The sequence below is a fragment of the Paenarthrobacter sp. NCHU4564 genome, assembly GCF_052156435.1.
In the GTDB taxonomy this organism is placed as follows: Bacteria; Actinomycetota; Actinomycetes; order Actinomycetales; family Micrococcaceae; genus Arthrobacter.
In genome coordinates, this window is the sequence record NZ_JBQLIS010000011.1 from 61,793 (window position 1) to 88,450 (window position 26,658).

21 protein-coding genes are annotated in these 26,658 nt (G+C 60.4%); 7 read left to right on the forward strand and 14 right to left on the reverse strand.

From position 1 onward, the window contains the following. Positions 1-19: 19 nt before the first annotated feature. The 6 genes from ACSVIE_RS12730 to ACSVIE_RS12755 are packed head-to-tail and all read right to left on the reverse strand — an operon-like array spanning position 20 to position 4,513. Positions 20-616, reverse strand: a complete 597-nt coding sequence (locus ACSVIE_RS12730; protein WP_018780245.1) for an NUDIX domain-containing protein — start codon at positions 614-616, stop codon at positions 20-22. Continuing rightward, positions 609-1,544 carry a hypothetical protein gene (locus tag ACSVIE_RS12735; RefSeq protein WP_442424073.1) on the reverse strand — a complete coding sequence of 312 codons (936 nt, stop codon included), beginning with the start codon at positions 1,542-1,544 and terminating at the stop codon, positions 609-611. The genes ACSVIE_RS12730 and ACSVIE_RS12735 overlap by 8 nt, the downstream gene beginning before the upstream one ends. Further along, a complete protein-coding gene (locus tag ACSVIE_RS12740) occupies positions 1,531-2,802 on the reverse strand; it encodes an MFS transporter (protein ID WP_441995425.1) in 1,272 nt (423 codons plus the stop codon). The genes ACSVIE_RS12735 and ACSVIE_RS12740 overlap by 14 nt, the downstream gene beginning before the upstream one ends. After that, positions 2,790-3,518 (reverse strand): HAD family hydrolase, encoded by a 729-nt coding sequence (locus ACSVIE_RS12745; protein WP_442424074.1) that lies wholly within the window; start codon positions 3,516-3,518, stop codon positions 2,790-2,792. Before ACSVIE_RS12745 ends, ACSVIE_RS12740 begins: the two co-directional genes overlap by 13 nt. Further along, positions 3,502-3,774, reverse strand: a complete 273-nt coding sequence (locus tag ACSVIE_RS12750) for a PqqD family protein (RefSeq protein ID WP_018780241.1) — start codon at positions 3,772-3,774, stop codon at positions 3,502-3,504. Before ACSVIE_RS12750 ends, ACSVIE_RS12745 begins: the two co-directional genes overlap by 17 nt. Further along, a complete protein-coding gene (locus ACSVIE_RS12755) occupies positions 3,764-4,513 on the reverse strand; it encodes a hypothetical protein (protein ID WP_442424075.1) in 750 nt (249 codons plus the stop codon). The genes ACSVIE_RS12750 and ACSVIE_RS12755 overlap by 11 nt, the downstream gene beginning before the upstream one ends. 661 nt (positions 4,514-5,174) lie before the next feature. Here ACSVIE_RS12755 and ACSVIE_RS12760 point away from each other — a divergent pair. Beyond that, positions 5,175-5,768, forward strand: a complete 594-nt coding sequence (locus ACSVIE_RS12760; protein WP_442424076.1) for a recombinase family protein — start codon at positions 5,175-5,177, stop codon at positions 5,766-5,768. A gap of 103 nt (positions 5,769-5,871) precedes the next feature. On the opposite strand, the gene ACSVIE_RS12765 is transcribed toward ACSVIE_RS12760, so the two are convergent. Further along, positions 5,872-7,968, reverse strand: a complete 2,097-nt coding sequence (locus ACSVIE_RS12765) for a tetratricopeptide repeat protein (protein ID WP_442424077.1) — start codon at positions 7,966-7,968, stop codon at positions 5,872-5,874. A gap of 867 nt (positions 7,969-8,835) precedes the next feature. Here ACSVIE_RS12765 and ACSVIE_RS12770 point away from each other — a divergent pair. Next, positions 8,836-9,141 (forward strand): hypothetical protein, encoded by a 306-nt coding sequence (locus tag ACSVIE_RS12770; RefSeq protein ID WP_442424078.1) that lies wholly within the window; start codon positions 8,836-8,838, stop codon positions 9,139-9,141. Positions 9,142-9,239: 98 nt separating this feature from the next. Beyond that, on the forward strand, positions 9,240-9,722 hold the full coding sequence (locus tag ACSVIE_RS12775; protein ID WP_442424079.1) for a hypothetical protein: 483 nt from the start codon (positions 9,240-9,242) through the stop codon (positions 9,720-9,722). 902 nt (positions 9,723-10,624) lie between these two features. Here ACSVIE_RS12775 and ACSVIE_RS12780 read toward each other — a convergent pair. Both ACSVIE_RS12780 and ACSVIE_RS12785 read right to left on the reverse strand, forming a co-directional pair. Next, positions 10,625-16,711, reverse strand: coding sequence for a hypothetical protein (locus tag ACSVIE_RS12780; RefSeq protein ID WP_442424080.1), 6,087 nt, complete (start codon positions 16,709-16,711; stop codon positions 10,625-10,627). Continuing rightward, positions 16,708-19,635: a LamG-like jellyroll fold domain-containing protein gene (locus ACSVIE_RS12785; RefSeq protein ID WP_442424081.1), complete on the reverse strand. Its 2,928-nt coding sequence runs from the start codon at positions 19,633-19,635 to the stop codon at positions 16,708-16,710. The genes ACSVIE_RS12780 and ACSVIE_RS12785 overlap by 4 nt, the downstream gene beginning before the upstream one ends. Before the next feature lie 1,284 nt (positions 19,636-20,919). Here ACSVIE_RS12785 and ACSVIE_RS12790 point away from each other — a divergent pair. Continuing rightward, complete coding sequence (locus ACSVIE_RS12790; RefSeq protein WP_442424082.1) at positions 20,920-21,132, forward strand: DUF7878 domain-containing protein; 213 nt, start codon at positions 20,920-20,922, stop codon at positions 21,130-21,132. A gap of 104 nt (positions 21,133-21,236) precedes the next feature. Here ACSVIE_RS12790 and ACSVIE_RS12795 read toward each other — a convergent pair whose 3' ends face one another. The 3 genes from ACSVIE_RS12795 to ACSVIE_RS12805 all read right to left on the reverse strand — a co-directional run bounded on the left by ACSVIE_RS12795 (position 21,237) and on the right by ACSVIE_RS12805 (position 22,771). Next, complete coding sequence (locus tag ACSVIE_RS12795) at positions 21,237-21,797, reverse strand: hypothetical protein (protein ID WP_442424083.1); 561 nt, start codon at positions 21,795-21,797, stop codon at positions 21,237-21,239. Next, entirely contained in the window at positions 21,794-22,201 is a 408-nt protein-coding gene (locus tag ACSVIE_RS12800) for a hypothetical protein (RefSeq protein WP_442424084.1), read from the reverse strand. Before ACSVIE_RS12800 ends, ACSVIE_RS12795 begins: the two co-directional genes overlap by 4 nt. A gap of 192 nt (positions 22,202-22,393) precedes the next feature. Beyond that, on the reverse strand, positions 22,394-22,771 hold the full coding sequence (locus ACSVIE_RS12805; protein ID WP_442424085.1) for a hypothetical protein: 378 nt from the start codon (positions 22,769-22,771) through the stop codon (positions 22,394-22,396). A 227-nt stretch (positions 22,772-22,998) separates the two neighbouring features. Here ACSVIE_RS12805 and ACSVIE_RS12810 point away from each other — a divergent pair, with 227 nt between their 5' ends. Further along, positions 22,999-23,238, forward strand: coding sequence for a helix-turn-helix transcriptional regulator (locus tag ACSVIE_RS12810; protein WP_442424086.1), 240 nt, complete (start codon positions 22,999-23,001; stop codon positions 23,236-23,238). Then, on the forward strand, positions 23,235-24,440 hold the full coding sequence (locus ACSVIE_RS12815) for a type II toxin-antitoxin system HipA family toxin (protein WP_442424087.1): 1,206 nt from the start codon (positions 23,235-23,237) through the stop codon (positions 24,438-24,440). The genes ACSVIE_RS12810 and ACSVIE_RS12815 overlap by 4 nt, the downstream gene beginning before the upstream one ends. Positions 24,441-24,482: 42 nt before the next feature. Here ACSVIE_RS12815 and gluQRS read toward each other — a convergent pair whose 3' ends face one another. Next, positions 24,483-25,373 (reverse strand): tRNA glutamyl-Q(34) synthetase GluQRS, encoded by an 891-nt coding sequence (gluQRS, locus tag ACSVIE_RS12820; protein WP_442424088.1) that lies wholly within the window; start codon positions 25,371-25,373, stop codon positions 24,483-24,485. Between the two features lie 335 nt (positions 25,374-25,708). On the opposite strand from gluQRS, the gene ACSVIE_RS12825 reads away from it, so the two are divergent. Then, the gene (locus ACSVIE_RS12825; protein ID WP_426007614.1) at positions 25,709-26,173 is read left to right on the forward strand and encodes an Lrp/AsnC family transcriptional regulator; all 465 of its coding nucleotides are present in this window, start codon (positions 25,709-25,711) and stop codon (positions 26,171-26,173) included. Here the strand turns inward: ACSVIE_RS12825 and ACSVIE_RS12830 are convergent. Continuing rightward, on the reverse strand, positions 26,170-26,625 hold the full coding sequence (locus ACSVIE_RS12830) for an Lrp/AsnC family transcriptional regulator (RefSeq protein ID WP_426004565.1): 456 nt from the start codon (positions 26,623-26,625) through the stop codon (positions 26,170-26,172). The two genes, ACSVIE_RS12825 and ACSVIE_RS12830, sit on opposite strands and share 4 nt — an antisense overlap. Positions 26,626-26,658: the final 33 nt, after the last annotated feature.

Genomic DNA, 26,658 nt, shown 5'->3' on the forward strand with positions numbered 1-26,658 from the left:
GTGTCGGTGATGATCGCGTTTAGTAAGTCAGGAGAGTTCGTAGCGCGTCCTGAAGCTCCTTCAGCTCTGGATCGCTTTGGCGGGCCTGTGTGAAGGACAGGAGCGCACGACAGGCCAGACCTGCATCGGTGAGGTTGCCGCTGAGCAGGAAGTGCAGCAGCTCTTGGCTTGGGAGCAGCTGGATGTTTCCCATTTCCGAGACGTCCCAGCTGGGGTTAGAGGTTGGTGAAGCGTCCGCGGCGATACTGATGTGCTTGCGCCTGGTGGAGTTCGCGGCCCACCATTCTGCTCCGGCGTAGTACGTTGAACCCGCCTGGTATCCGGTTTCCTCGAGTAACTCCCGTGTTGCTGCCGTTTCGGGGGATTCGTTGGGAGAGAGATATCCTCCGGGCAGTTCCAGAAGTGACCGCTCAGGTCCTACACGAAATTGTTCGAACAGGACTACGTGGCTTGCCTCAGGTGTAAACGCCAGCACGGCGGCCGAGTCTGGGCCGGTGATGATGTCCCACTCGGAGATTGTCCCTCCGGGTTCCTGGAAGGTTGCCCGGTCAATTTTGACGAATCCGTTGTAGGCGCGGGCGGCGCCGGTCTTTGACCAGGTTTCCGGTTCAGGCATTGTGTTCCTTTTCCAAGTGCTCGACGATCGCGTTGAGGCTCCCTCGGATTTTGTATAGAGGGATCCTGCTTACGGCATGGACAAGTCCTGCCTGGTGGTGGCGAATGGCAGCTGATGTGTGCGCGAAAGGTGTTCCTAGGAGCTTTCCTTCGACGTCGCTCATGGCGAACCGTCCGCTTGAGTTGTCGGAGAGGGCTCCAGCGAAGAAGAATGTCCTGTCACGCTCTGTGTAGGGATGGATTTCCAGTGGGTGGTCCTGAATAACTTTGACGTCGTAGGTGGCCGTTATGGGCACGGCGCGTGCGCATGGTTGGAGTCCCAGTTCAGAATGATGGACGAGGAGCTTCCTGTCCCAGGAAGATGAGTCGCTGGTTTGCCATGAACTGATTCTGTTTCTTTCAGCGTTTGCAAATCCGCGGGAGAGCTTGGCGAATGAGTGGGCTCTCAGCCGGAAGTAGGGCCACACGCCATCAGTTATCAGGGCCCCGTCTCGGGAAGTCAGTGAAGTCCTGTCGGCAGAGATAAATTGCCAGCCCTTTGACCGGCAGAGTTCCAGCGCGAGGGATGTCTTACCGGCACCGCTCCCGCCCGTGAGCAGCAGCCCGCCGGCGGCGGACTGGACGCAACTACTGTGGATGGAAAAATATCCCGAGTGCTGTCTGGCCATTTCCGCGGCGAAGATCAGAGCGGGATAAGCCGGCCCTGGTTCTTTCGACACTTCGGCTGCACCGTAGTTGCAGTACAGGTGGTGTTCGGAGGCGTCCCAAGTCCAATGTGGCTCTTCGGCCGTCCGAACGACGGTTGCTTTCGCGCTTATCTCTGTGGGTTCGGTTTGGAAGACGTTGAACCATTTACTGTCCGGGGCTGGAACGCTCCCCCGGAGATCCACGTTGACGCCGAGGACTTGGCGGATGTTAGTCCCTGACATGGGATGGCCCCCCTCCGACTGAGACGGGGATACTCAACGCGGGGTGGAATAGGCGCCAACCGACCAGTGCTGCGAGAGCACAGCCAGCGCCAAGGAGGAGCGGCTGGATTCCTGTGTTTGCGCTGAGGGTTCCGGAGAGGGCATAACCTATGGGCGTGAGGAGGGAGACGCCGAGCCAGTTGAAGGCAAATACCCGGGATCGCATGTCGGGATCCACATGGTCCTGGATAGCTGTAGACCAGTGGATGTCATAGAAAGCGCTGGCCAAGCCACTGACGGCGATCATCGTGATACTGAGAACTGCATTCGTGCCCAAGGCCAGCGCTGCGAGGGCCAGGGGTAGGGCCATCAGCATGTAGGACCCGGCCCGGAGCGGGTTGATGGGGGAATACTTTGCTGCAAGCCAAGATCCTGAAAGCAGCCCGACCGCCCATGCCGCCAGGAGTACGCCCCAAAGGCCTTCACCGCCCGTGCCTACGCCGAACAGGCTTGGGCCAAGGACAAGGATGGGCGCTGAAAACAATGGGCCGAATCCTGAATCCAGGACTATGCCCCATTTCAGCCATGGTGTGGTCTTGACTACTTGGAAAGCCGCTGCGATCTCGGCCAGGATCGATGGCTTGCTTTCGGTGGATGGCTCTCTTCGCTTGGCCCTTATGGATAGCAGCAGGAGGCTGCTGACTCCAAAGAGCGCAGCGTTGCCAAGAATCACTGCGTGCGGGGCCAAAAAGAGGGTGAGCATTCCTCCAAGAATCGGGCCTGCCACCATGGCGCTTGCGTTGCTCGCGCTGATAAGACTGTTGGCTTGGACGCGTCGATCCTTATCGACGAGTTCCGGGATCATTCCACGCATGGACGGCGAGAACATGGCACTTGCCATTCCCCCTGTTAGCTGCGTAGCAACTATTAGTGCAATGAGGTTGGTGTCCTTTGCGCCTAGCAACAACCCCAGGCCAAAGGTCGCTTGGGCGACAAAGTTCACTGCATCGCAGACCGACAGGATCGTGGACTTTGAATATCTGTCTCCCCAGGCTCCGCCCAAAAGGGTAAAGAGGAGCACTGGAACGACTCTGGCGGCCAAAGCAAGGCCGACAAGCGCAGGAGAGCCCGTGGCTTGAAGCGCGATCGATGCCAGCGCGATGGGCGCCGCGGCACTTCCGAGGGCCGTCAGCGACAGGGCACTCCAGAGCGCCAGGAAGCGCGGATTCCGGTGGAGTGGCGCGGTCGGAGCTGACTCAACTTCCTTCAACTTATCCATGAGAACGCCTCGCTTAGCTCTGAATCAGCTACGCCTTTGCTCCAAGGTGCAACAAGTACACATTTGATGCCTGCGGTCTTCGCACCCTCGTAATCGGTATGGGCCGAATCCCCGATGTGGAGCACCTGCGACGGGGCTACGTTCATGCGCGTGCAGACTCTTGAAAAAATCAGAGGGTTGGGTTTGGCAATGCCTTCAACTGAAGAGAAGGCGATGGCTTCAGGGGTGAAATGCCCCAGCACGTTCTTGCTCTGCAATTTCTCAAGCAATATGTTCGGTTCATGGAAGAAGTTGTTGCTGACGATTCCGAGTTCGATGCCGGCCGCCGCAAGCCTTGAAATGTGCTCGATGATTCGATCGGCAAACTCGAAGTGTTCATCCACTGAGACCTTCTGCAGTTCTGCTGCTCCGGCGCTCGTGATTTCGGGCGTGCAGGATCCGCCGACGAATTCGACGATATCTTCGAAAAAGCGCTCGGTTCGGGGTTGCAACCCGGTGTCAGTAATCCTCTTGACGGCTCGTTTCTCCGCGGCACGGTAGGCGGCATCCACAGTTGCAATGCTGTAGGAACCGACGCCGAAGTCCGACAGCAAAGCACGAAGCTTCTCCTTCCGCCGAGCATGCCCCTGGCCCGGGTCGGCAAGACGGAAGATCGTGTCGAAGAGGTCGAAAGTGACAAGCTGAAACGGCCGCGAGTTTCTAGGTAGGTTCTTCATGTACCAGGCCATCAGCGGAGAGCTCCCGGACAAATTCCCGTACGTCTGCCTCGATGTCCTCGGCAGGGGCGTCGTATCTTGCAACCAGGGCGCTGATGGTCTCGCCAAGGGTGGCCCCTTCAAGGATGTGCGACCAAACAGCTGCCGCTACATCTTCCAACTGCCACTGCTCGCCATTGAACTCGACGATGTAGCCATCCTCAGTAACACGCCACCGGCAGTTGAGATCCGGACTGACAATCTGATCACTCGACATTAGCCAACACCCTTCTCAGCCGCAGGGTCGTCTTTCGGCACCAACCGCCTAGATCCTCATCGGCTTGGATACATTCGGCCTGCCAATAGTCTTCGGCGGTAAAGACTGCGGATTCAGTTCTCTCCAAGCGCAACAACCGGCGTTTGGCACTGAGTGAAAAGTCATGGTTACGGGCAAGCTCAAAATCAACCACGAACCCAAATGCATCCCTGATCTGTAAGGCCGCTTCACGAGTGCTTCCCGATTTGAAGAGTCCTGCGGCATCTTCCAACCGGACCTCCGCCGAGTAGGCGAAGCGCCTCATCAGGACCTGCCGAAGACCAGCACGAAGAACACGTTCCCTTAATTGTTCGTGCCCCGACGGGTTCGTCAAAGGCTGCCCGTTAACGACGCGGCACAGGAACTCCGCGTCCCCATGACTGATTGATTTACGACCGGAAGTGAAGTCGGACTCGAGCTTCGTGATGACAGCATCAGCAGCAGCCTTTGACCAATATTCAAGATCCCACCGTTGACCCTCAAAGTGCTCAATCAGGATCGGGACCGGCGCCTCGTGATAAGTAGTCGAGGTATTGATACCATCAGCCTCGAGGGATTCATCAGTCAGTCCGGCGATGACGTACAAATCCACATCACTATGGGCATGGCCAGTACCCTCCACTATCGATCCAGAGAGATAAGAGAGGTCCTGTCTACCGAGACGATTGATGAGCTCAGAGAATCTGGGGGGAAGTTTCATATGCTGTCCATTCGGTGGGAAGACGCGGGACAGAGCCCGCGTCTTCCCGTTCTGCTAAAGGAATTTCTGGATGCTCTTGATCGGCTTGGCCTTTACCTTAACCGGCTTTGAGTACGGCATTTTTTCCTCCTCCCAACGTCTGATCCGACGAGTCCTACGCCGGAAAAGTGGACTATATCAAATGGATTTAGTATTAAAAAGTCAAGTACTTGGGGGCGCATTAATAAGTAAACTGAGCAGTGTGAGGCGACCCTTTCCGCGCAGAAGCAATCGGCGTCCGGCGGCGCCGTCACCGCGAAGAGACGGCACTCCAGGCGGGTGTCGGAGTCGTGATCGTCTGTCGGCCCCATAAGTTCGACCGTGGGGCCACCTCCGAGTCGGCAGCCAAGACCACTTCATGCGCCATACAGTTGGATGTGTGGCGTTCGCCTGCCACGGCCTTCGGAGCTGCCTGGTGCCTCGGTGAAGGGATCCCCAATTGAACGGGTTCAATCTCGGACGGAGGCCTGCGCATGGCACTTCGATCATTCGTGCAGAGGACTTCGAAAACTGACATCAGTTCCGCCCGATTTTCCGCAGCCGCCGGCGTCTCGTTAAGTCGTCTCACCGTAAAGTGTCTTACGTATCTCGTTCAAGTAGGTTTTCGAGGCATGATTGACGGATGAGGTTACTTGGGTACACCAGGGTCAGCACGGCGGCGCAGGATGCACAACTGCAGGTGGATTCTCTCCTTTCCGCGGGTGTGCAGAAGCGCGACATTTTTTCCGATGTGACGCCAGGAAGCAGGTCCGCTGTTGATCGGCCTGGAATGAAGAACTTGCTAGGGTACGCCGAGTCGGGGGATACTGTCGTGGTTTGGCGTGTGGATAGGCTTGGTCGCTCGCTGATTGATGTTCTGAACACCGTCAACGTGCTGCGGGGGACGGGAGTCGAGCTTCGGTCCATTTCGGACGGCATTGGTCCAGCAACGACCACTGGAATGCTAATGCTGAACATGCTGGCCACGCTGGCCGAGTATGAACGCGAGCTGATCACTGAGCGTGTCAACGCCGGGATCGCTGCGGCTAGGTCCAACGGGACGAGATTCGGCCGCCCTGTGGCCGATCCATCAGTGATCGCCGGCAAGCTGGAAATCGTCAGACAAGAAAGGGCTAAGGGCCGGACCGCCGAGGATGCGGCGCGCTTGGTGGGCTGGAGCCGTGCGACCCTTTACCGACACCAGCAGGCACAAGCAAAAAACAGTGCTCAGCCGTGACGGGCGCGCAAAGCTGGAAAGGATGACGAGCCGAGGCGTCGCTTCGAGTGAAATTTCCTAGCCATCCACCTCATCCTCAAGTGAATTTCGGCCGATGATGAGATCACTCAGGAGGAGGGGTAGTAAGAAATTCGTGGAGGGCTACTGCAGCTTCTGCATCATATGCTGACTTCGCCCGGTCGATCAGCAACTGGGCTTGCTCGTCTTCACCGCGATGTTTATGGAAGAGCGAGAGCAATACCATCCCCTGACCACTTCCCGCCGCTGCCGCCTCTCGGCACAGCTGTTCGGCCTCTTTTTCATTATCATCCTCGAGGGTCATGAGCAGGAGGTGCGCAAGATTGACCTTGCTTTGGATCAAATCACCGAAATTTGAGCCGTCTCCGATGGCTATGCGGTAGTGCTCCATAGCTTTGCCGAGTTCCCCCTTGCCGGCTGAAATTACTCCCAAGCAGTGATGCGCATAGGGTTCGCCCAGATCGGCGGCCCGCTTCAACACAGATTCTGCTTCCTCCGTTTGTCCTTGTTCCGCCAGGAACCGGCCAAGATTCGCTAGGAATCCGGGGCCCCTCTCTGCGGCCCGCCTATATAGTTTTTCAGCCTCAAGGACCTTGCCCCTTTGGATCATGATTCCGGCCATCTTGAGCATGGCGCTGGGATTGCCGCCCGTCACGGCACGACGGGCCAGCCGTTCTGAATGTTCGTCGTCCCCTTGTTTTGCGTAGATTTCCGATAGCTCGTATAGTCCTCCCGCACTGTTCATAGCGGCTGCTCGCCTGAACAGGCCCTCGGCTTCCTCGTCCCGACCGAGTTTCATCAGTTCGGCTCCATAATTTGCCATACCGTATGCGCTGCCCGCCTCTGACGATCTTCGGTACCATTCGGTGGCTTCGGTCACGTTCCCCTGCCTTAAGAGCAAGGTACCCAGATTCGCCATCCCATCAGGATTTCCGTACTCCTCTGCGGCCTTCCGAAGGTAGACCGCTGCCTCGTCGTAGTTTCCCTCTGCCATGAGTGCGATGCCCACGCCCGTCATGCCGTGGCTACTGCCGGCATCGGCTGACCGGCGGTAGTACTCCAATGCTTCCGCGAAACGGTCTCGGAGATTCAATGTCATTGCCCAGTTGGCCATGCCCTCCGGATCTCCGGCCACCGCTGCCCGATAGAACAGCTTGTCTGCTATATCGGCCTGGTTATTGAAGTGGGCTGTCAGACCTGCGAGGTTCAGACGCGCGGCAGGAGCGTCGTGTTTGACGACGAGTTGCCACATCTTCCGGGGAATCGGGTCACCGGCTGCTGCTGCTTCATCAACCAAGAAATCGAATGGACGCCAAGAGTCCCCCGCTTTGATGAGGAGACCCGCCCTGCCGCCGAGCGGCTTGGCATCGCTCGCCCAGGCCATTGCGCCGGATAGGACTTCGTCGTCAAGCTGAGAGTTGGCTGTGCCAACGTACTCAGGGAGAGCGGCCATTAAGATGTCATGAGGAATCGTTTCGGCAATGCCCGTCCGTTGCCAATCAATCGCTGCGCGGATCAGCGCGGCCCCGACTGGATTGGTGGATTTCCCTCCGAGGAATCTTTCCCTGGCTATGTACCCGCCACCGACATACGTCCCCAATCCATATTCGAGGATCCCCTGCCGAAGCCGTGGGTCCGCCACCCGGGCCGCAAGGCGGGCCTGTTCTTGGCTCTCGTTGATGAGATGTACCTTTTGGAATTTGCTGAGAGTTTCCCACTGGGTCTTGGGCATACCGTCAGAGGGCTGAAAAGCCTCGTACTGGCTTGCTCTCATCGTGGCAATGATGAAGTTGCCAGCCTCGCTTAGCTCGTCCAGCCAGCGGGTCTTGAGGTGTTTGGGGTCTGCTATGTAGCGATCCAAATCATCCAGCCAGATAACCGCATATTGAGGGATGCCACCGGCTGCCATCAGTGTGGCCAAGCCGTCGGGTACGTCAGGCATGACGACTTGCCGGTCGGGAAAGCACTCCTGCACCAGCTTCGCTGCCATACGGGTTTTTCCGGCCATCGATGGACCAATGACCAGTACCGGTTGGTTGCCTTCGATGACATCCAGGATTTCACCCTCAATATCCCTTTTGAGGTACGGAATGCGTATGAGAGAAGGATGCACACCCCAATCCTCGGGATGGACATGCTTGGCGAGGGGCGCTTCCCCGGACCTTAGATGAGCTGTGCGCATGGAGCTCTTCTTAGCGCTAGTGGAAGTATCAATCTCCTTGGCCCGTTGTTTAGCCGCAGTAACAACCAAGGGCACCGAAGCGGTCAGGACCAAGCAGATCACGAGGATTGGCGTGGGCCATTGCAGCAACACTGCTGATCCAGATAGCGACGAGAAAAGCACAAGGGGTACCAGCCACCACCAGGAATTCTCTCGTTTGCTTACTTGAAGCCAAAACGACACAGGCCATCCGCCTTGCTCTCCCAGCCGACAATTACGCTGCCATTCTCCCAGTCGTAGGAGCGTAGCGGGTATCTTCACGGCCGGACCACAGGCCTAGACTTCTCTGCACTAACTGAAAGTACGCGCAGATATACCATGCGTGCTGTACCGAAAGTTGTCCCTGTAGCAGAGATTTGTTGCATGAGTTTTGGGACTACATGCGAAACGTTGGCGTTCCGCGGGATCGCGCGGATTCGTGTCAGTTTTCAGAGGCGGCTGCACGGATGTCCGAAGTCGGCTGCATGGGCGTCCGTAAGGGGATGCACTACCGGACGGGGATTTCCGAGCTTCAGCCTCAAGCACTAATCATCCGACAAATCAGCAGGACCCTCAGCCGACATCCCGGCCAACAGCATAGGACACGCCGGGGAGCCGTTAGTCCGGATTGGTCCAAAGGTCTCCTCTTCTGGCCCCGTTGGTAGGGCACAAGGGCGGTAGAGTCCCATCATGAAGACACGATGGTCAACGCCTATCGCCATTGGATCGCTGATGGGCCTCCTAGCGTCGGCAAATGCATGCTCGGCACCTGCCCCCGAGCTGCCCCCTTCCCCTTCCGCGTCGCAATCCTTGCGCCTCGTCACAATCAACGCACCCCAGAACGGTGCCATGGATGCGAACTTTTCCGGCACGTTGACCATCGATGCCAAGGGGTGCGTTCAGGCGCGTCAAGGAACCGACAAGTCCACGGTTTACACGCTCGTCTGGCCGCAGGGTTATACAGTCCAAGGCGATTCGAACGCCTTCGAAGTTGTAGATGCGGATAAGAATGTCGTGGCACGTTCAGGATCCGAATTTCAGATCGGGGGCGGTCTCGGTCTTCCGGACTCGCCAGGTGAAAACTGGACTGAACGCGACTGCGCCCAAGGCCATCTCTGGATAGTTGCTTCACCCAACGTCAGCTCCGCCAAATAGCCCTTCGACGGCCATCGAGTCATCGCTGAGCAGTTGCGTAAGCCGGTCGGCTTACGGACGCTGGAACACAGCCGAAGCAGGTGCCATAGAATCGCGCAGTGAATGAGAAGCAGGCCTTGTCATTGAGACAAGCAATTGAGTTGGAGCACCCCGGAGCGCTCTCCGCATCGTGTGAAGCGTTGATTGCCCGCTGGCACTCCCTCCCGCCGGATAAGGGAACCGCACTTCGACTCGCATTCCTCGAATGGTGGTCTTGTAGTGAACCCGGCTTTCTGACCGGACTACCGGAATACGACTACAGCACCTCTCTTTTCCCCGAGCTGGCTGCCTACCTCACCTCACCTGCTGAGATCGACACCACGGTTAGATTCGTCCTGGGTTGGATGTCGAAGTCGTTTCCCTGGTGTTGCGGTTGCGGTCCTACGCCGTGGGAGGCCGTTGGGGAAAAGTTGTGGTCTGAGTTCCAGGCAAGCGGCGATTTGGACCTGTCGGGGTTCTCGGACGAAAGCGCGTACGGAGTCTATTTCACCCACATCTACGCCTCCACTCAGCAGAAGCCCTCGGCTGACACTATTGATTAAGGCCGTCCACTGAAGGATCCGCTATCGGACGTGGTTCGGGTAGTCGGTATTAGCCTGGACAGCTCGGGACGTGCCGCCGGTAGTCTGGCTTTCATGGAAGTGTCACACCCTGAGCCCCGAGATGGGGATTTAGTCGACCTCTTGAATGCTCGTGACGGCATCGGAACCGTTGTGGACGTAAGGGACGGGGATACTTTCACGGTTTTCAACATCGCTTGGGGTTACGACCTTGGCGATGAGTACGCGCACATGACAACTAACGCGAGCCCGTTCGTAGCCGGTCAGCCGATAGACTTCTTCTTCACCGACAAGGTCACCCAAGTCCGAGACGCCTCGACGGGGAGAGTCCTGTACTCCCGACATTAGGGTTCGTTCCCTCAAGATTCACACCGGCACATGGCGGCCGGTGAAAAAATCAGGGGCCGGGCGCATGGTAAGGGATCGACATACGGGCAGCGCTTCGTGACCGTTAGCTCTCAGTCGTGCGCCAATAAGAAAGCGCAGCGAATGCAGCGCCTCCAAATATTCCGGTAATGACCGCTGTTGCCCAGCGATCAGCATGCAGGACCAGGGGAAGTGCGCTGAAGAGGATAATGGTTGCGACGAATGATGCCACCGTTGCAACGCCACCTGTAAGCATCGCACGCCTCGAACGAGAGGACGTTTCTGGAACCATACGCTGAAAACCAGTGACGATTCCGGCTACAAACAGTCCTAGAGCTGCCGCAGCTACAGCGATGAAGAAGAAGGCGAATAGGGCCCACACAAGTTCCCCTAGTCTTACTGGCTTACCCCAGCCCAAGCTCAGAAAGTAGATGATTGAACCAACTACACCGAGGATGACTCCCAGCCAAAGCGCCCTGGGCCTAAGATTTCCCCGCCTCCACCACCCGACTTGTGAGCTATTTCTGGCCATACTTGACCACCGCCTCTCTAAGGTTGTTTGCCTGTTCTGCCCAGGGAATCCGCTGTATACCGACAGCCTGTCCCATGGTCACGAAAACGTTAGCTCCTGACGCTTGGGTAGTTTGGTCGAGATAATAGCCATTCTGTCGTTGTACAACATCAAAGGTAATGGTTGATCCAGGAGCATCGAAATAGTCCTCGGATGTAACAGTGAAGGTCACGCTAGTGTCCGTCGCGCTCACGGCTACCACACCTGTGTCGTCGCCGAATGGCCAATAGTCTCCTGCGACAGCCTTGATCAAGGTACAAGAGGCACCGTCCTCGAAGGTGGAGCATCCCTGTACATCGAATGGGAAGATTTCCGTTGGGTGATCCTTGAAGACTTTCGCAATCTCCTTCGCACTGTACGCATTCACATCGGCTCCGAGCCAGTTTTCGACATGATACGAATACGCGCCCGAATGAAGCATGTCTGGATCCGGTGTTTTGTTGTTTAGTCCAGAGTGGCCTCTGACCGGATCCCCAGTAATGGGACTTGTAGCACGAACGACTAGCGGTTTACCCAGAGGGTTAGATGTGTAATACGGGACGTCGCCGTTTCCACCTTCGACCATGGCATCTTGGTAGATTTGCCCGTCCCAAGTTCCACCTTCACCGTCGGGAAGTGGCTGCTGGATAGCCAGGCCGCTTGGGTCTGAGGCGTTAATGACCATGCCGAAGGCGTAGGTGTAGGGGGTGAATCCTCTTTGGTCTTCCGTGATGAGGATAGGGTCGGGTGCGGTGAAGACGCCGAGAACGGGGTCCATGTCCCTGGCTCCGAGGTGGGTGAGGGAGCTGATGGTGTCGTCGAGTCCGGCGATGTAGCCGTTGACGGCACTGAACCCCGTGCTGCTGGCTGCGTTGGAACCGGCACCGGCGGTGGTGGCCGCGGCGGTGGTGAAGGCCGCATTGCCGGTGCCGGTGTTGTTCGATCCCCGGGCAAGGCCGAGGGGGTCGGTGCGGCGGATGAGAGTGACCGCACCGGTACCGGCGGTTGTGTTGGGCAGTGCCATGGTTTGGGCGGTGTTGATGTTGTCGCCGATGATGAACGCGACTTTGGTGCCCGCGCTGGTGGCGGTGCGTTGGGCGACGACTTTACCGGCGAAGGTGTAGGTCTTTGTCGCTGTTTTCACGCCGGCGGGGGTGGAGTGGGCGGTGATGCTGCCCAGGGTGATGGTGGTGCCGGTGCCGTCGGTGATGCCGACGAGGTTCCCGGCGGCGTCATAGTACCGGGCACCGGCACTTCCGGCACCGGTGGTTGGGGCCGGGGCTGTGCCTGCTGTGGCGTTGGGGTTCGGGTTGGCCGGGATGGTGCTGGTTCCGGTGGTGGTGTCGACGCGCCCGTCGAGGGTGTAGGTGATGGTTTGACCTGCACGGCCTGTCATCCGCCCTGCCGTGTCCCAGGTGAAGGACCGGGGTGTGGTGGTTGACCCGGCAACGGAGGTGACGGACTGGACCCGGTGGGGTCCTACGGTGCCTGGGGTTGGGTAGGCGTAGGTTTCGGTGACGGCCAGGGCGCCGTTGGATCCGAAGCGTTTGACCTGGGACCGGTCACCGGCACCGGTGTAGGTGTAGGTCTGCGCGTACGGGGCGGGCCCACCAAGCCCCGTGACCGTCGTAGCGGTCGGTGCTGGGGCGGCGCCGCAGGTGGTGGTGGCTGGTGTCCAGACTGCTTTGAGCCGGTCGGCGTGGTCGTAGGCGTAGCACTGGTTATCCAGCGGTGATGACGGCCTGGAGGTGTAGGCCTGTTCGCGTTCGGTGATCCGCCCGGCCGGGTCATAGGTATAGCGGGTGGTGCCCAGGTCGGCCGGGGCGAAGCCGAGCTTGTTCGTGGCCTGGGTTTTGTCCAGGCGGCCGGTTGTTGCGTCCCAGGTGAAGGTCACGTCGATGCTGCCTGCGGTGTTGGCGCCGGAGGAGTAGTTGTTGTCCGTTTGGGTGTACTTCGTCAGCTGGCCCAAATGGTTGTACATGCCGTTGCCGGCGTATTTGTTGCCGCTGCCGACAATTTCTGTCGGATTGTCGAATCCGTCCCAGCCGTAGCCGACGGATTCGGCCGGCAAGCCGGCGATGGCCGGGGTCCCGGCCACGTCGGTTTTGCCGGTGAAGGTGGTGGTGTTCGTGAAGGTGTAGGAGCCGTTGAAGTTGGTCAGCCCGGCCGGGAGCGTGGTGGTGGTCGTGCCGGGGGTGTAGGCCAGGTCGAAGCCGGTGAACGTGGTGGTCACGGGTTGGTTGAAAGCGGCCCCGTTGTTCCTGGTGGAGCTGGAGAGCACACCCTTGAGGCTTGACCCGTCGTAGGTGTTGGTGATCAGGGTCTTCTCCGTACCCCCGGCGGGGGTGAGGGTCTGTTTGGTGACCCGGTCCAGGACGTCGTAGGTGTATTTGGTGACCGTGTTCAGCTCATCGGTGCGGGACGCGACCCTGCCTGCGGCATCGTAGGCGGTGGTGCCACTGCCGGTGTCGGGGTCTTCGCTGCCGGTTTGGCGTCCGGCCGGGTCATACGCCCAGGACCACAGGTTGGACCCGTCTCCCATGCGGATGAGTTGACCGAACACGTCGTAGACGTAGGAGCTGACATCGGCGGTACCGGTGGCGGTGGTGCCGTAGTAGCTGGTCCGGCTCTGTAGCTTCCCGTCCGTGTTCATCAGCGTCTTGACCGGGGAGGTCGTGAAACCTGTGTCATCGGTGACAGTCACGGTGGTGGTGTCGGCACCGGTGTAGGTGTAGGTGGTTTTGGAGATTTCGTCGTTGTCCCAGGCCATGGCCCGCACCGCCGCCACCCGGCCCCCGGCTTCGTATTCATAAAGGGTCGAGGACGGCACCGCGAGGGTGGGGGTGACCAGGACACCGTCCGGGGCGGAGTCGACGTAGTAGGCGTTGCGTTCGAGGTCTTTCTGCCCGGCTGAGTTGTAGGTGGTGTCGGTGACGATGGTCCCGCCACCGGGTGACTGTGCCTGGGTTTGCCGGACACGGCCCATACCGTCGTAGATGGTGTAACTGCTGGTTTGGTCCTGGTTGCCGCTGAGGATGGTTTTCTTCACCCAGGACGGGCTGGTCGCGGACACCTTGTAACTGGTCGCCACCGTCGGGACCGTGGAGTAGTTTGCCTGGGGCCGGCGGATGTCCCAGGAGGCGATCTCCCGGCCGGACGGGTCATACTTGGCGCTGGTTTCGCGCCCGTTCGGGTCCACCGTTTTCAGGGTGTTCCCACGGATCGCATCCAGGGTCGTGACCGTGGTCCATTGGGCGGCGTTCCTGCTCGTCACCGTGGTCACCGCACCGGTTGCCGGGGCGTAGGTGGTGGTGGAGACCCGGGCTGTTCCGGTGCTGTTGTCCGTGGACTGTGTCGGACGGCCCAGAGCGTCGTACACGGTGACCGCGCCGGTCTGCCACGCCGTGGCGGTCCCGCCGGAGACGGCGGTGGCCGCGTCGACACGGGTCTTGTCACCCTTGGTCGGCATCACGTAGCCGGTGGTGCCGGGCACGGCGGAGGTCGATCCGTCGTACAGGGTCCGGGTGGACTTCAGCAAGGTCACACCGGCGGTGTTGCACACCTCGGTGTAGGTCGAGGTGACCGCGGGCAGGGACAGGATGTTCAGGCCGGGGTTGTCGGCGTAACTGGTGGTGGTGCAGCTGCTATCGGCGGGAATGCCGACTTCACCCTCGTCACTGACGGCCACGACCCTGCCCAGGGTGTCGTACGTGTTGGTGGTCTTGGTCTTACGCCACCCGCTGCCCTGGCTGGAGGCGATCTGGGTCTGGGTGAACTCGGTCCCGGTGAAGTACGCCTTCACCGATCCGAGGGACGCTTTGGAGGTCGCGGTCGGGTTTCCTGCCATCCACGGCTTGGTGACAGTTCCTGACAGGTAGGTCCCGCCGCTGCCTTTGTAGCTGCGCTTTTCCAGAACGCGCCCGGCGAACCAGGGCCAGTCCGGGACCGTGGCCGTCACACCGTCGGAGGAGGTGACGTTTATGGAGCGCATGCCACCGGTGGTGTTGGACGGGGTGCCGTGACCGCCACGAAGATACGTGGTGATGGTGTAGGGGTTGTTCGCCGTGACGGGGTCGTTGCCCGTGGTGACCTTGACCTGGGACCATCCACCGAGCACGGACCAGGTCTTCTTGGACCCGCCCGTGGAGGTGTCGTACGTGGGGCCGGCGTACTTCCACAAGGGCGTTCCGGTGTAGTCGTAGGTGGTCTGCATCGGGGTGCTGCCGTCGTTACCGGAACTCGAGTAGGTCGTGACCTTTGCCACCGGGTAGATGTTGAAGTACGACAGGCGCTGGTCTTCGACGATCGGGTCGGTGGGGACCCAGTATTGCGGGAAGCACCGTTTCGTGTTCGTCTCCGGCACGATGTCGGCTTTGCCGTCGGCGCTGCCGCCGCTGACGTCTTCCTTCGTGCACTCGGCCGGCATGTACGCCACGTCAGTGTGGCCGCCGGTGCTGTTGCCGATATAGTCCAGGCGGATGCGGTTCATCGAGGCCTGCCCGGAACGGATGTCCTGGACCCGGTTGTACTTCCCGTGCCCATCAAAAACGGTGGGCGGGTCGGTCACCCATGAGGTGATGCCCGTTGTGGTGGTGTCCGCGCCGGAATGGGTGACCGAATACAGCCACAGTGCAGGCCTGGTGCCGTCGCCTGGGTTGGGCATGGTGTGGACAAGGGACCAGTAGTCCGCGTTGCCGTAGCTCGTACCGACAAGTGTTTGGGAAAGGACGTTCCAGAGCCGGTAATGGGTGTAGAAGGTCGGTGCCTGGACCGGGCAGTTCGTCGCGGTCGGGCAGTTGAACTGCTCATAAGGCACATCGTTGCCCGCGGCGCAGCTGACGCCTTGTTCACAGCGGCCGGTGTAGCCCAGGTGCACGACCATGGGGGCCTTGGCGGTCAGTTCACTGCCGGCGCGCATGCCGTAGTCAACCCGGGTCAGGCGGCTGGCCCGGACGTAGGAATACGTCGGGCCGGTGCCTGCCTTGGTGTGGTAGTAGTTCGTGTCCTGGGTGTAGTAGAACGCCTGGGAGTTACCGTGCACATCCACGACGTAGTCCAGGTTCCAGGCGTAGGCCTGCTGGCAGAAATCACCAGTGGGGATCAGGTGCGCGCAGGGCTGGGTGCTGTTCGCGGCCCGGACGGGTACGTAATCGGTGGAGTTGGTGTACTGCGTTGGACTGGACCACCCCGGCAACCGGTTCACGCCGAAGAAGTACTGCGTGCCTTCCGGGTCGGTGATTTTCCAATAGTCCCCGGCGAACGTGCCGTTCGTGGCGCCGGTGAGGTATTCAAGACGGCTGCCGTCATCCTTCTGCAACCGGTACCTCAGTTTCGGGTCCGTTTCCGGGTTGGCGTCCTCGACGATCAGCCCGGACCGGCTGCCAAACGAAATACTGAACTGTTGCCCGCCCGGGTTACCGCACAAATCCCAGGTCGGGGTCCCGGCCGGCATTTGATCCTTGCAGGCCCCAAAGTTCTGACGGATCGTTCCCGCGCCGGCGAGGGTCCACCCATCACCAACCACGGAGGCCTGGGTGTTTGTTGAGCTGGTCAGCCCGTCCAGGATGGTCGAGTCATACGCCAGCCCCAGGGCCGGTGTTTTCCCTGCCGGGGCGTTACGGATCGGGAACGGGTAGTTCCAGGTGAACCCGCCGGTCTGGCCGGTGGTCCCCCACGTCCCGGCACCCACACCGGGAAGACCGGTGAAGTTCGAGGTGCCGTTCGAACTTGTCGGCACCGAATCGGTCATCGGTACCCGTCCGGTCTTCTGCCCCACCGTGCTCGCGGTGGGTGAATCACCGATCACGGTGTCCCCAGCAGGGGCTGCTGCCGTGGTCGCCTCAACCCCGGCACTGGACGTGGCGGGTTGTGGTTCGCTCCAGCGCTGGACCGGGACAGGGGTGCCCAGGTCCGGAGCGTCGGGCGTGAAGGACGCAGCCGCTGGTGCGGTCTCGGGGACGGTGGTGAATCCGGAGCCGGAGACGATCAGCGCCGCCGACAGCGCTGCCGTCAGGATGACTTTGGCAGGGGCTGCCCAAAGGGTGGTTGTTCTCATTTGAGCAGTCCTGTCTTCTCAGTGATGCCGTCTGGGTTCATGAAGGCGTCCTGCACGGTCTCGAATTGGGCGGTGGTCAGCATGCCCTTGGTCAGCACGGGCCGGTAAATCTTGCCCGTGAATTGCTGGCCACGGGTGATGCCCTGCCCGATGACGACTTTCTGGGTGGATCCGGCGCTGACGATGTTGTTCTGTGAGGCGGCGACCACCCAGGTCGTGACCGTTGTTCCCGAGGTGGAACTGAGCCGGAGCTGGCGGTTGATCTTGTCGTATACGGCCGTGACGTAGCGCCAGCCACCGGCCACGAGTGGGTAGTCGCCCTTGACGATGTGACTGGAACTTGCCCCGGTCCAGGCCTGCAACCGTGCCGCACCGGAGTTTTCGTCGATCTCCAACGCGGCGCCCGGGGTCGAGCCGGCGAGCTGGGTGATCAACGACTGGATCGAACCGTTCACGCTGGTCGGGCACACCCAGGCGGCCACGCTGAAGTTCTCCGCGGTGTCCACCGCCCGGGACGGGTACTCGGCCTTCGCCCCTGCACCGAGCTGCAATGCCTTGGCATTAGTCGTACCCGTCGCATCCGCTGTCCCGCACGTTCCGGTCGGCTTGCGCTGGTCACCGGTCGCCTGAGTGGTCACGATGTCCTTCCACACCGCCCCGCCGGACAACGTCAACGGCTCCACGGTACGCACAGGTTCCGGTTCCGGGACCGTGATCGTCGCCCTCGTCGGTGATCCCATCCTGTAGGTCTCCCCGGTGACGTTCCCGGCAGCGTCAAAGGCCCACACCGACAGGTTGGTTTTCTTACTGACCGTGCCGATGTTGATCACCACACCGTCCGTTTCGGGGCAAAGGACGATGTATTCCCGGGTCGGCGGCGTCAGGCAGGTCACTGATGCAGGGAGTGTGACTTGTTCTGCCTCGCTGACGGCGTAGATGAACCCGCTGGCCCGCATTTCCCGGTAATTGGTGAACGAGTTCGTGATTTCGAACTGGTAGGGGACCTTCCCGGGCTCGTTCGCGGAGTCCGTGTAAGCAGCCACTGTGGGATCTGGTTGCGTCAGGGCAGTGCCCACTTTGGTCAGCACCGGCGGCTTCGGGCCGGTGGTGTCAACAGTGAAGGGAAAGCTCATCAGCGGTGAGATCCCACCCCAGATGTCGTAGGCCCGGGACTCGAAGATGTAGTTACCTTCGGCCAGCGCGGCCCAGCCGCCCCAGTCGATGGAAACCTGTTTCCAGGCCGGGGACGTGTTGTAGACCGAACCGCTGAAGACATTGGCGCCCCCAGCGGCCGGGCGGACGCTGAAATCAACCTGGATGTTGCCACCGTCGGCGTCAGGGTCGCCCGCGAAAACCGACAGTTTGGGTTTGGTGATGCGGGTGACGTACTTGGACTGCCACGGCACGTCCGTCCACCGGCCGGACTGGACAGAATCAATCGCCGGACCGTACGGGTTGCGGTTGTAGTCCACATCGAGGGTGGCCCCGTTGGAGAACCTCTTCCAGCCCAGACCGCTGCTGTCGAGCTCATTTTCCGCTGCGAGCATGATCGTCCACTTCGACGAATTCAACAGAACGTTTTTGCCCGCCATCAAGTCAAAACCGACCGTCCCGGCAGGGCAGGCAGAACTGTAACCCTTCGCAACCGAAGCGACGTCGGTGCGCATCGTCAAGGACGGCTGGTTGTTCCACGTCGTGCTCGGGCTGACGTTCCCCGTAATCCAGGACGCCACCCCCGTCGGTGTGCACGAGGACGACCACGTCTCCAGAACACTCAACCGTGCCGTGATAATCGCCGCGGACGTGTCGAAAGGTTTGCCCTCGAACTGGTAATACGTCCTCGCCAGGTGCTGGACACCGTCCGGAGCCCAATGCGCCTGCAAGTACCCGACGTTGACCGTTGAATCCGTGAACTGGCCGTTCCAATACGAGGTGTTCGGGTACGCCGTGTCCACAAAGACGTACGAGGTGCGGGTCTGGTGCCACAACGGATCAACATACAGCGGGTACTGCAGGCCAGGGGTGTCAAGGATTTCAGACATACCGAAAACCTGGGTCTGCTTATCCCCGTCCTGCCCCAAACTCAAAGTGAAAGGCCTCGTCAGCCCTGTCCTGCCCGGATCGGTCGCTGAAGCGCCTTCCTGCGAAGAATCCCACCACTGGCCGCCCGTCGTCCGAAGCTCGATCTGGCCGGTGTCCTCACCGGTCGCCGTGAGTGTCCCCTCCGGTGACTGACCCAGCTCGGCGTTCTCGGCATCCAGGAACAACCTCATCTCAACCACCCGCGGATCCCGGGCAGCCTCAGCAGACTCAATCTTCAGGACCTGGGAAACACCCGTCTGGTGCGCGATCTGCACCAAATCAACACCCGGGAGCACCTGCCGGTAGGTGGCTGTGTCACCATCAAGCACCGGCTCGGGCAAGGCACCGAACGGCCACGACTGCGTGATCGAATGCCCCTCTTTGTCATCAATCTTCGCCATCTCATTGGACCCGCCGGCACCGATGGTCACATCAACCGGGACCTGCTCCGGTTTGATAACCGCCTTGCCGTCCTCCACTGTCTTGACCAGGTCAGTGGAGATATCCACCCAACCCGCGCTGGTCTCCATCCGCACCGGCAACGACGACATCGACCGCGTAAACGTCCCGTCCGGATTCGCGACCGTCAGATCCGTCGGGGTCGTTGCCGAGTCGACCACGACCTTCTCCCCCGACGCCTTCGCCTCAGCCTGCGCCGCTGATTCCGACCCCGGCTCTACCACAACAGCACCAGGGCCCGTCTCAACAACCGCCGGATCCGTCTCAGCGGGTTGAACCCCAGGACCGGCCACAGCAGCAGGCACGGCAAGACCGGCAAGGAACAACGAAACAGTCAGCGCGGGTACACAGGCACGACGAAGGAAGGCAGCAGAAGAAGCCACAGCATCACTTTCCGGAGCAAAAGTCACTCGACAGAGGGATGCGTCAGTTGCCGTCAGGAACCCCCAAATTCGACTAGCGAGAGGAGACTAACCCGGCATTAAGGGTTTTGCCAAGCATTATCCAGTCAACACACAGGAAGGTGCCTTATGGTCTCGCCCGACGTTAACGAGATACAACCTATTCAGATTTCCCACGCAAAGAAATCGACCACCTCGCAGAAAAGCAAGCACGTCATCATCGCGTAACAAGCCAGTCGTCGCTCTTCAAAAGTGGGCGGCCAATACACCCTACGCTCATACCCGCCAGAATGCGGTTGTCGCCCAAGAGTCGATCACCCGACACTCTCACCCCTGTTCAAGCATCCCTCAGCCGGTCCAAAATCCAGATCGGAAGTCCGTCCGTTGCAGGATCCTTTACCGGACAGTGCTCCACGCCACCCGTAACGCCCCGGGTTGTCTTTTTGCAGTCTCGCATTCCCTATTTCACACTGGTCGGATGCACCCACCGTGGATCCGGATACTTTGGCTTGGGCAACATTCATGGCTCGGTCTCGTTGGAGATGTCCTCTACGTGGGTGATGAGCTACGGCCTAAAAGGCAGCTCGATCTGGAGCATCCGGTCGGGCTACTTCCGTGCCTTGAACGTCCTTACGAAGAAGTCCGAGCAGAGCTTGAAGAGCGCGAGCGTGAGCTATCCATGGTGTCCGGGACACTGCTTTCAAAAGTTCCGCTGGCAACGATTCCGGCGACAGCTGTGGCGACTCAGATGGACTATTGGACTTCACTTGCCGTGCCATGGCTGGATTCTCTTCCCGCCAGTGACGTCGACGACACCGTCATCATTGCTATTGAAGAAGCGCCTTGGGCCAGCCAGGCGAGCAGGCATCGCGCCCGTAGACTTCGGCGGAGTAGGAGTGGAACCTAGCCCAGGGTGGCCTGACGATCCTTCATAGCCCTGTCTACGAGCGAAAGTGGATCTTCAACGGGCGGTAGAAGGGCCTGGAATTGTTGTGCGCTGAATCCTCGGACGTCTACGGTGCGAGTGAACCGCGGGCAGAGCACGGAGGGTTGGTGATGAGATGGCAACTATGAGACTTTCTTACGCGAACTTAGACTCTGACAACATCGGAGGAACGAGCCAAGCTGACTACTTGGTCGGTCTTGATGCCGATCGCACTGTCTCGGAAGGGCCTGTGATGCTCTATCGAGAGCTAGCCTTTCCCGTAGTAGAACTCGCTCGCAGCTTGTTTCTCTGGCTCAACGCCCGCGAACCGAGGTGACTTCGTGTTTGACTCGATGTCCTTTGAAGAACTTGGCGCGGTTTCACTGACACGTGGGTCGTCAGGCTGGCGGGTGGGGTCAGTATTCAGCCCCGATGTGGTCAGCAATCCACTCGATTGGTCGGAAGTTGAGAGCGGCTGCAGACAGTTCCTCAGTCAAATCGAATTCGACCTCTTATCGCTGGGGCTCGACCCTGGTGAGGTGATTCATCGTTGAGTTAGCTTCTTCTCCGGACTCGAGGGCACGCCCGTTGCAGGATCGTCTTGCGGGCGGGTCGGTCGAGAAGAATCAGCGGCCCGGAAAGACCGATTGCGAGGACATCACCATATGTCCCAGAGCACTGAGCAAAACCAGTCTGCTGTATCTGAGAGCATGTCATCATCGCCCACGGGCTCAACCAGGCACAGCATTGCCCGGGCGAACTTTGTGTCCGGTTTATCCAGGTGCTCTTCGATAGGGAACTTCTTCAGGTACTCCCAACACTGGCGCTTTGCTTCCAACAAGGTTTCGGGACTACCAGTGCCCTGCGTCCAGTATCGGCTGACTGTCTCGAGGGTGGCTTTTAGCTTGTCGGGCGCCGATAGGGCTTCGACGTAGTGGAGTTGGACCAGCATGAGGCCCTTCCAGGGATCAGTGCCTTCGGCTTTGGCTAGCATCCGTGCTGCGGCTTGGAGTTCAAGGCTAGGTAATGGGCCGCTGAGATCAGGCAGGTCGGGTCCCACGTGCCTGCCGAGCATCTTTGATAGCTCAGTATTGACGATGTGAGCTGCGGCAGCGTCCCCGTCGATAGTCGAGCCATGGCTTTCCTCGACGTGCGGCATCAGGACATCGAAGGCATCGCGCGATTCTTGGGTTGTAAATCTCGTTGGCTGGTCAGTCATTGAGGGTCTTCTTCTTTCATCACCAAATCTGCGTCAGTCGCTTCTCTTTGACTGCGCGCCAGAGACTTGCCGCGGGTTGTCAGCCTCAGCCATAAGCCATCACCCATCGGTTGCCACTCTAGAGCGTCGAGCGCCATCTCTGAACGAATAACCCATGTTCCTGACGGGGGAGCCCAATCTTCAAAGCCCTTCTTCCCGAGCTCTCCAGGCACCATGAGCCCCTCAGAGTAGAGCAAATGAAGTACGTCGAGAACTGCCTGTTTAGTGTCGGGGTTGATCGTTCCTCTGGTGCACAGCCAAACCACGTTCTGTAAAGACACCCAATCTGCCAAGCCGTCCTCAAGCAATTCCTCGACAATGCCGCTCTGGCTGCTGATTTTGGGCTCCTCACTGAAAGCGATCATTGGATCTGGCCAGCGTACCGCTTCTCGTTACCGTCACTGGCAGTTACCACCCGCGTCGCGTCTGCCTGAAAGCCGGTCCCCCACCGGCCGTATCTGACGTGCAATCGACGACCCCGCCGTTCCAGTGTTACGGCATTCCCGTAAGACCCGCCCCCAAAAATGCCCGGTGAAGGTTCCCTAAACGCTACACGGTTAACCAGTCCACTTCCTTGAAACTGGAACACCCCGCCGGGACAGTTCCCGGTCAACGTGCTCACCATTTGGCGTCAGGGAAGTTCCCTGGGTGATCTCTAGCCCGGGTTCCTTATGTTTCGTGAAGTAGCGCCTGGCTGCTTCGTCGTCCACGGATGTCTGAGGTTTCGGAAGACCGTTTAGCTTGCGCGCCTTCCGAGCTTTCCGCCCATCCCTGGCTGCTTCGAAGCCTAAAGATGGAGCGGCAGCGAATAGCGGGGTCCAGACCAAGCCGGAGATCAGCACGATCCAGTTCAGACTGACGATGGCCGCGCTAAGCATGATGAAGCTGCCGATCGCGGCCGGAATCATGATGATTGCAAGGATGAACCGCACCACCCATGAACGTACCGTGTAGTTGCCGGCGTTAGGGACCTCCCGTGGCCCTATGCAAATGTGTGCTTCACATCCTGACATGTCCCCCACGTCCTCTAAGGTGCCGCAACGTAAACCTCCGGTACGAACGTGCCGAAATCGCCCGCACGCCCCTTGAAGCGACGCACAAAAGCGCCCACAATGTTGAGACCGGCACGTTCGTGCCGCTCCAACCGATTCAGGAGGCCAGGGTGACAGACAGCAGTTTCAGCTCAACCCTCGGCGCGGAAGTGCGTGCCCGCCGCACGTCCCTCAGCCTCAGCCAGCAGGACGTGGCCGACCTCGCAGGAGTCTCCGAACGCTTCGTGCGCTTCGTGGAAAACGGCAAGCCCACCATTCAACTTGAGCCACTTATGGCCGTCCTGTCCACACTCGGGTTGGAACTTTCGGTCGTCCACGCCGCCAGTCCAGCCAGCACGGCAACCCCATGACGTACCACCGCATCGCAGACGTCTACAAGCAAGGCATCCACGCAGCCCGTCTTGAGCGCCATCAAGGGGGCACCAAGTTCAGCTACCTGCCTGGCTATCTGAACAAGGACCTCCCAGCGGTAGCAACCACCCTGCCCGTCAGCAATGAACCGGTAGTCACGCCAAGCGGCGCTGTTCCTCCCTACTTCACAGGGCTGCTGCCCGAGGGTCGACGCCTCAACGCACTTCGCCGCCATGTCAAGGCCAGCGCCGACGACGAACTCGCGCTCCTCATGGCAGCCGGCGGAGACGCGGTCGGCGATGTCCAAACGGTCCCCCACGGCGAGCCGCCGGCAGAAGGGGGCTCCGCCGTCGTGCTTGATCCCAAACTGCCGCTTGACTTCGACGCCCTGCTGGGCGACTCCGGATTGATCGACCCCGTGGCTCTGGCGGGTGTGCAGGACAAGTTGTCGGCGGGGATGATCTCCCTGCCCGTGGCACAGGCCGGGAAGCGCTACATCCTGAAGCTCAACGCGCCGGAGTTTCCGTTCGTCGTGGAAAACGAGTTTCTTATGTTCCGTTACGCGCGTCGGCTGCGGATTCCGGTAAGCCATGTCCAATTGGTGCACGACGTCGGCGGGCGGGCAGGGCTTTTGGTGGAGCGTTTCGACCGCATCACCGCAGCCGACGGCTCACCGCAGCGGTTGGCGGTGGAGGACGGAGCACAAATCCTGGGCCTCTATCCGGCCGACAAGTACAGCATTCCCTTCAGCGACGTGTGCATGGCGCTGGCCGCACACTGCCCTGCGCCACTTCCCGCCCTGAGGAGCCTGGCGATCCAGGTGGCCTTCGCCTGGCTGACCGGCAACGGCGATCTCCACGCCAAGAACGTTTCGGTGGTCGAAACACCCGGCGTGCAGGGTCGGCGGGAGTTCATCATCGCTCCGGTCTACGACATCCCCTCCACAGTGGTTTACGGCGACAAGACGCTGGCCCTGGCCATCGGAGGCAAGAAGACCGGAATCAGCCGGAAGCACTTCCTGGGTTGGGCAGTGAAGCTCGGGCTCACGGACCGGGCCGCGCAGCATTCCTTGGAGGCTGCACTCAAAGCCAGCGGCCCCTTGATCGGCGACCTCGACGGCGGCGCCTCACCCTTTGGCGCCATGCAAACGAGAGATTGGATTAAGGAACTCAAACATCGGCGCCGCCTCGTTGAGGGCTGAGGACAACTGGTCCCCGCCGCGACGGGCGGCCGAGGCCAACAGCTAAGCGCCGCGGGGAACGCTCCACACCCACGCTTCCCGTGGAAGCTCCTCCGGACGGAACCGTGACACAGAAGATTCCAAAGATCCGGGTGGCAGCCCGAGCGACCCCAGCAGCAGGTCCCGCACCTGGTCAGCCGGGATTCCGACGGCAGCGAGGTCGCCCAGCGTCACGGCACCGTCGCGCTTTGCCAGCCGCACGCCGTCGTGGTTCACCACCAACGGAACGTGGGCGTATTCGGGGACCGGCAGCCCCAGCAGCGAGGCGAGGTATGCCTGCCGCGGTGTGGACGGGAGCAGGTCATCGCCTCGCACCACCTGGTCAATTCCCTGGGCGGCGTCGTCCACCACCACCGCCAGGTTGTAGGCGGTCACACCGTCGTTCCGGCGGAGCACCAAGTCATCCACCACGCCCACATAGCGGCCGCGCAACTGGTCCTCAACAGCCCACTCCGTGACGTCGGACCTCAAGCGGATCGAGGCGGGGCGCGAAGCGCGCCGGATCTCCCGTTCAGCGTGCGACAGCTTCCGGCACGTCCCCGGATAGGCACCCTGCGGTGCGTGCGGCGCTGACGGGGCCTCCTGGATCTCCTTGCGGGTGCAAAAGCATTCGTAAGTGAGGCCTTGCCCGGCCAGGCGGTCAATCGCCTCTGCATACAACGCACCGCGCTCCGTCTGACGTACGACGGCGGCATCCCACCCGACGCCGACGGCCTCCAGGTCGCGGAGCTGCCGGGCTTCGGCGCCGGACCGCGCGCGGTCAAGGTCTTCGACGCGCAGCAGGAAGTTTCTCCCCGTGGAGCGCGCAAAAAGCCAGGCGAGAATGGCAGTGCGCAGGTTGCCCACGTGGAGTTCGCCGGAGGGACTGGGGGCAAAACGGCCTGCGGAAGTCATGGTCCCAGCCTATGTGCCGGGCGGCAGCACAAGAGCCCCTCAGCTACCGCAACGGTTCGGTGGCTCAGGGGCTCTTACTGTGCTGCCCGTTTCCGGGCGAGTGCAGAATGACAATGCGTGAACAAGAGTCAATCAGCGGCGGTTTCCTTGCGGGAAACGTCGCAGGACGCCGGGTGGTGTTCCAGCTGCCTGGTGCCGGCAGGATTCCAGCGGTAGCTTCACCCTGCCTCGTTGCCACTATTTCAGCAGGGGGCATACAGTAGGTGCAACAGGAACTGGCTTGAGTAGTCAATCTGACCAGTCCCGGCACGGTTCATCGACAGGAAGTGGTCACTTTGCAGGAACTCGACGCCACAGACCGCCGCATCATGGCCGCACTGGACGAGGATCCACGTGTCCCCATCATGGTGCTGGCGCAGAAACTCAAGCTGGCCCGCGGGACCGTCCAGTCACGGTTGGAGCGTATGACCGCCTCGGGGGCATTGCGCGCCAACAGCAGCCGGGTCCTTCCTTCCGCGCTTGGCCGGGGCGTGGCCGCTGCGGTCAGCGCCGAACTGGACCAAAGCCACCTCAATGAAGCCATAGCCGCACTGCGCGAGATACCCGAAGTTCTGGAGTGCCACGCCCCCGCCGGCGATACCGACCTCATCATCCGGGTAGTGGCCAGGAGCCCCGACGACCTCTACCGGGTGTCCGAGGAGATCCGGCTGTGCCCAGGCATTGTCCGCACGTCCACCAGCATGTTCCTCCGCGAAGTCATCCCGTACCGGACCACCGGACTCCTGCAGGAAAAGGGTTAGACCGGCGGGCCGGTGTTGGTCTTCAGGTTTTTCATCACCAGCGTTGAATTCAACCGCTCAACTGCGGGCAACGCCGCCAACTCGTCGTCGTAAAAGCGCTGGTATGCGGGCAGGTCGGCCGCGATGACCTTCAGGAGGTAATCCGGCGAACCGAAGAGCCGCTGGGCCTCCACAATGTTGGTGCTCGCGGCGACCTTCTCTTCGAAGGCGGCCATGGTGGCCTTGTCCGCCTGGCGCAGCGTGACGAAGACAATCGCCTCAAATCCAAGCCCGACGGCGGCCGGGTCAATGTCCGCACGATACCCACGGATAACGCCGGACTGCTCAAGATCGCGGAGACGTCGATGGCAGGGCGCCACCGTCAGACCCACCTTCGACGCGAGGGCGGTAGCAGTAATCCGCCCGTCTTCTTGAAGGTGACGCAAAATACTTCTGTCGATTCCATCAATCACGCAAGAATACTACTGCAAGCCGCAGTCTGGGCA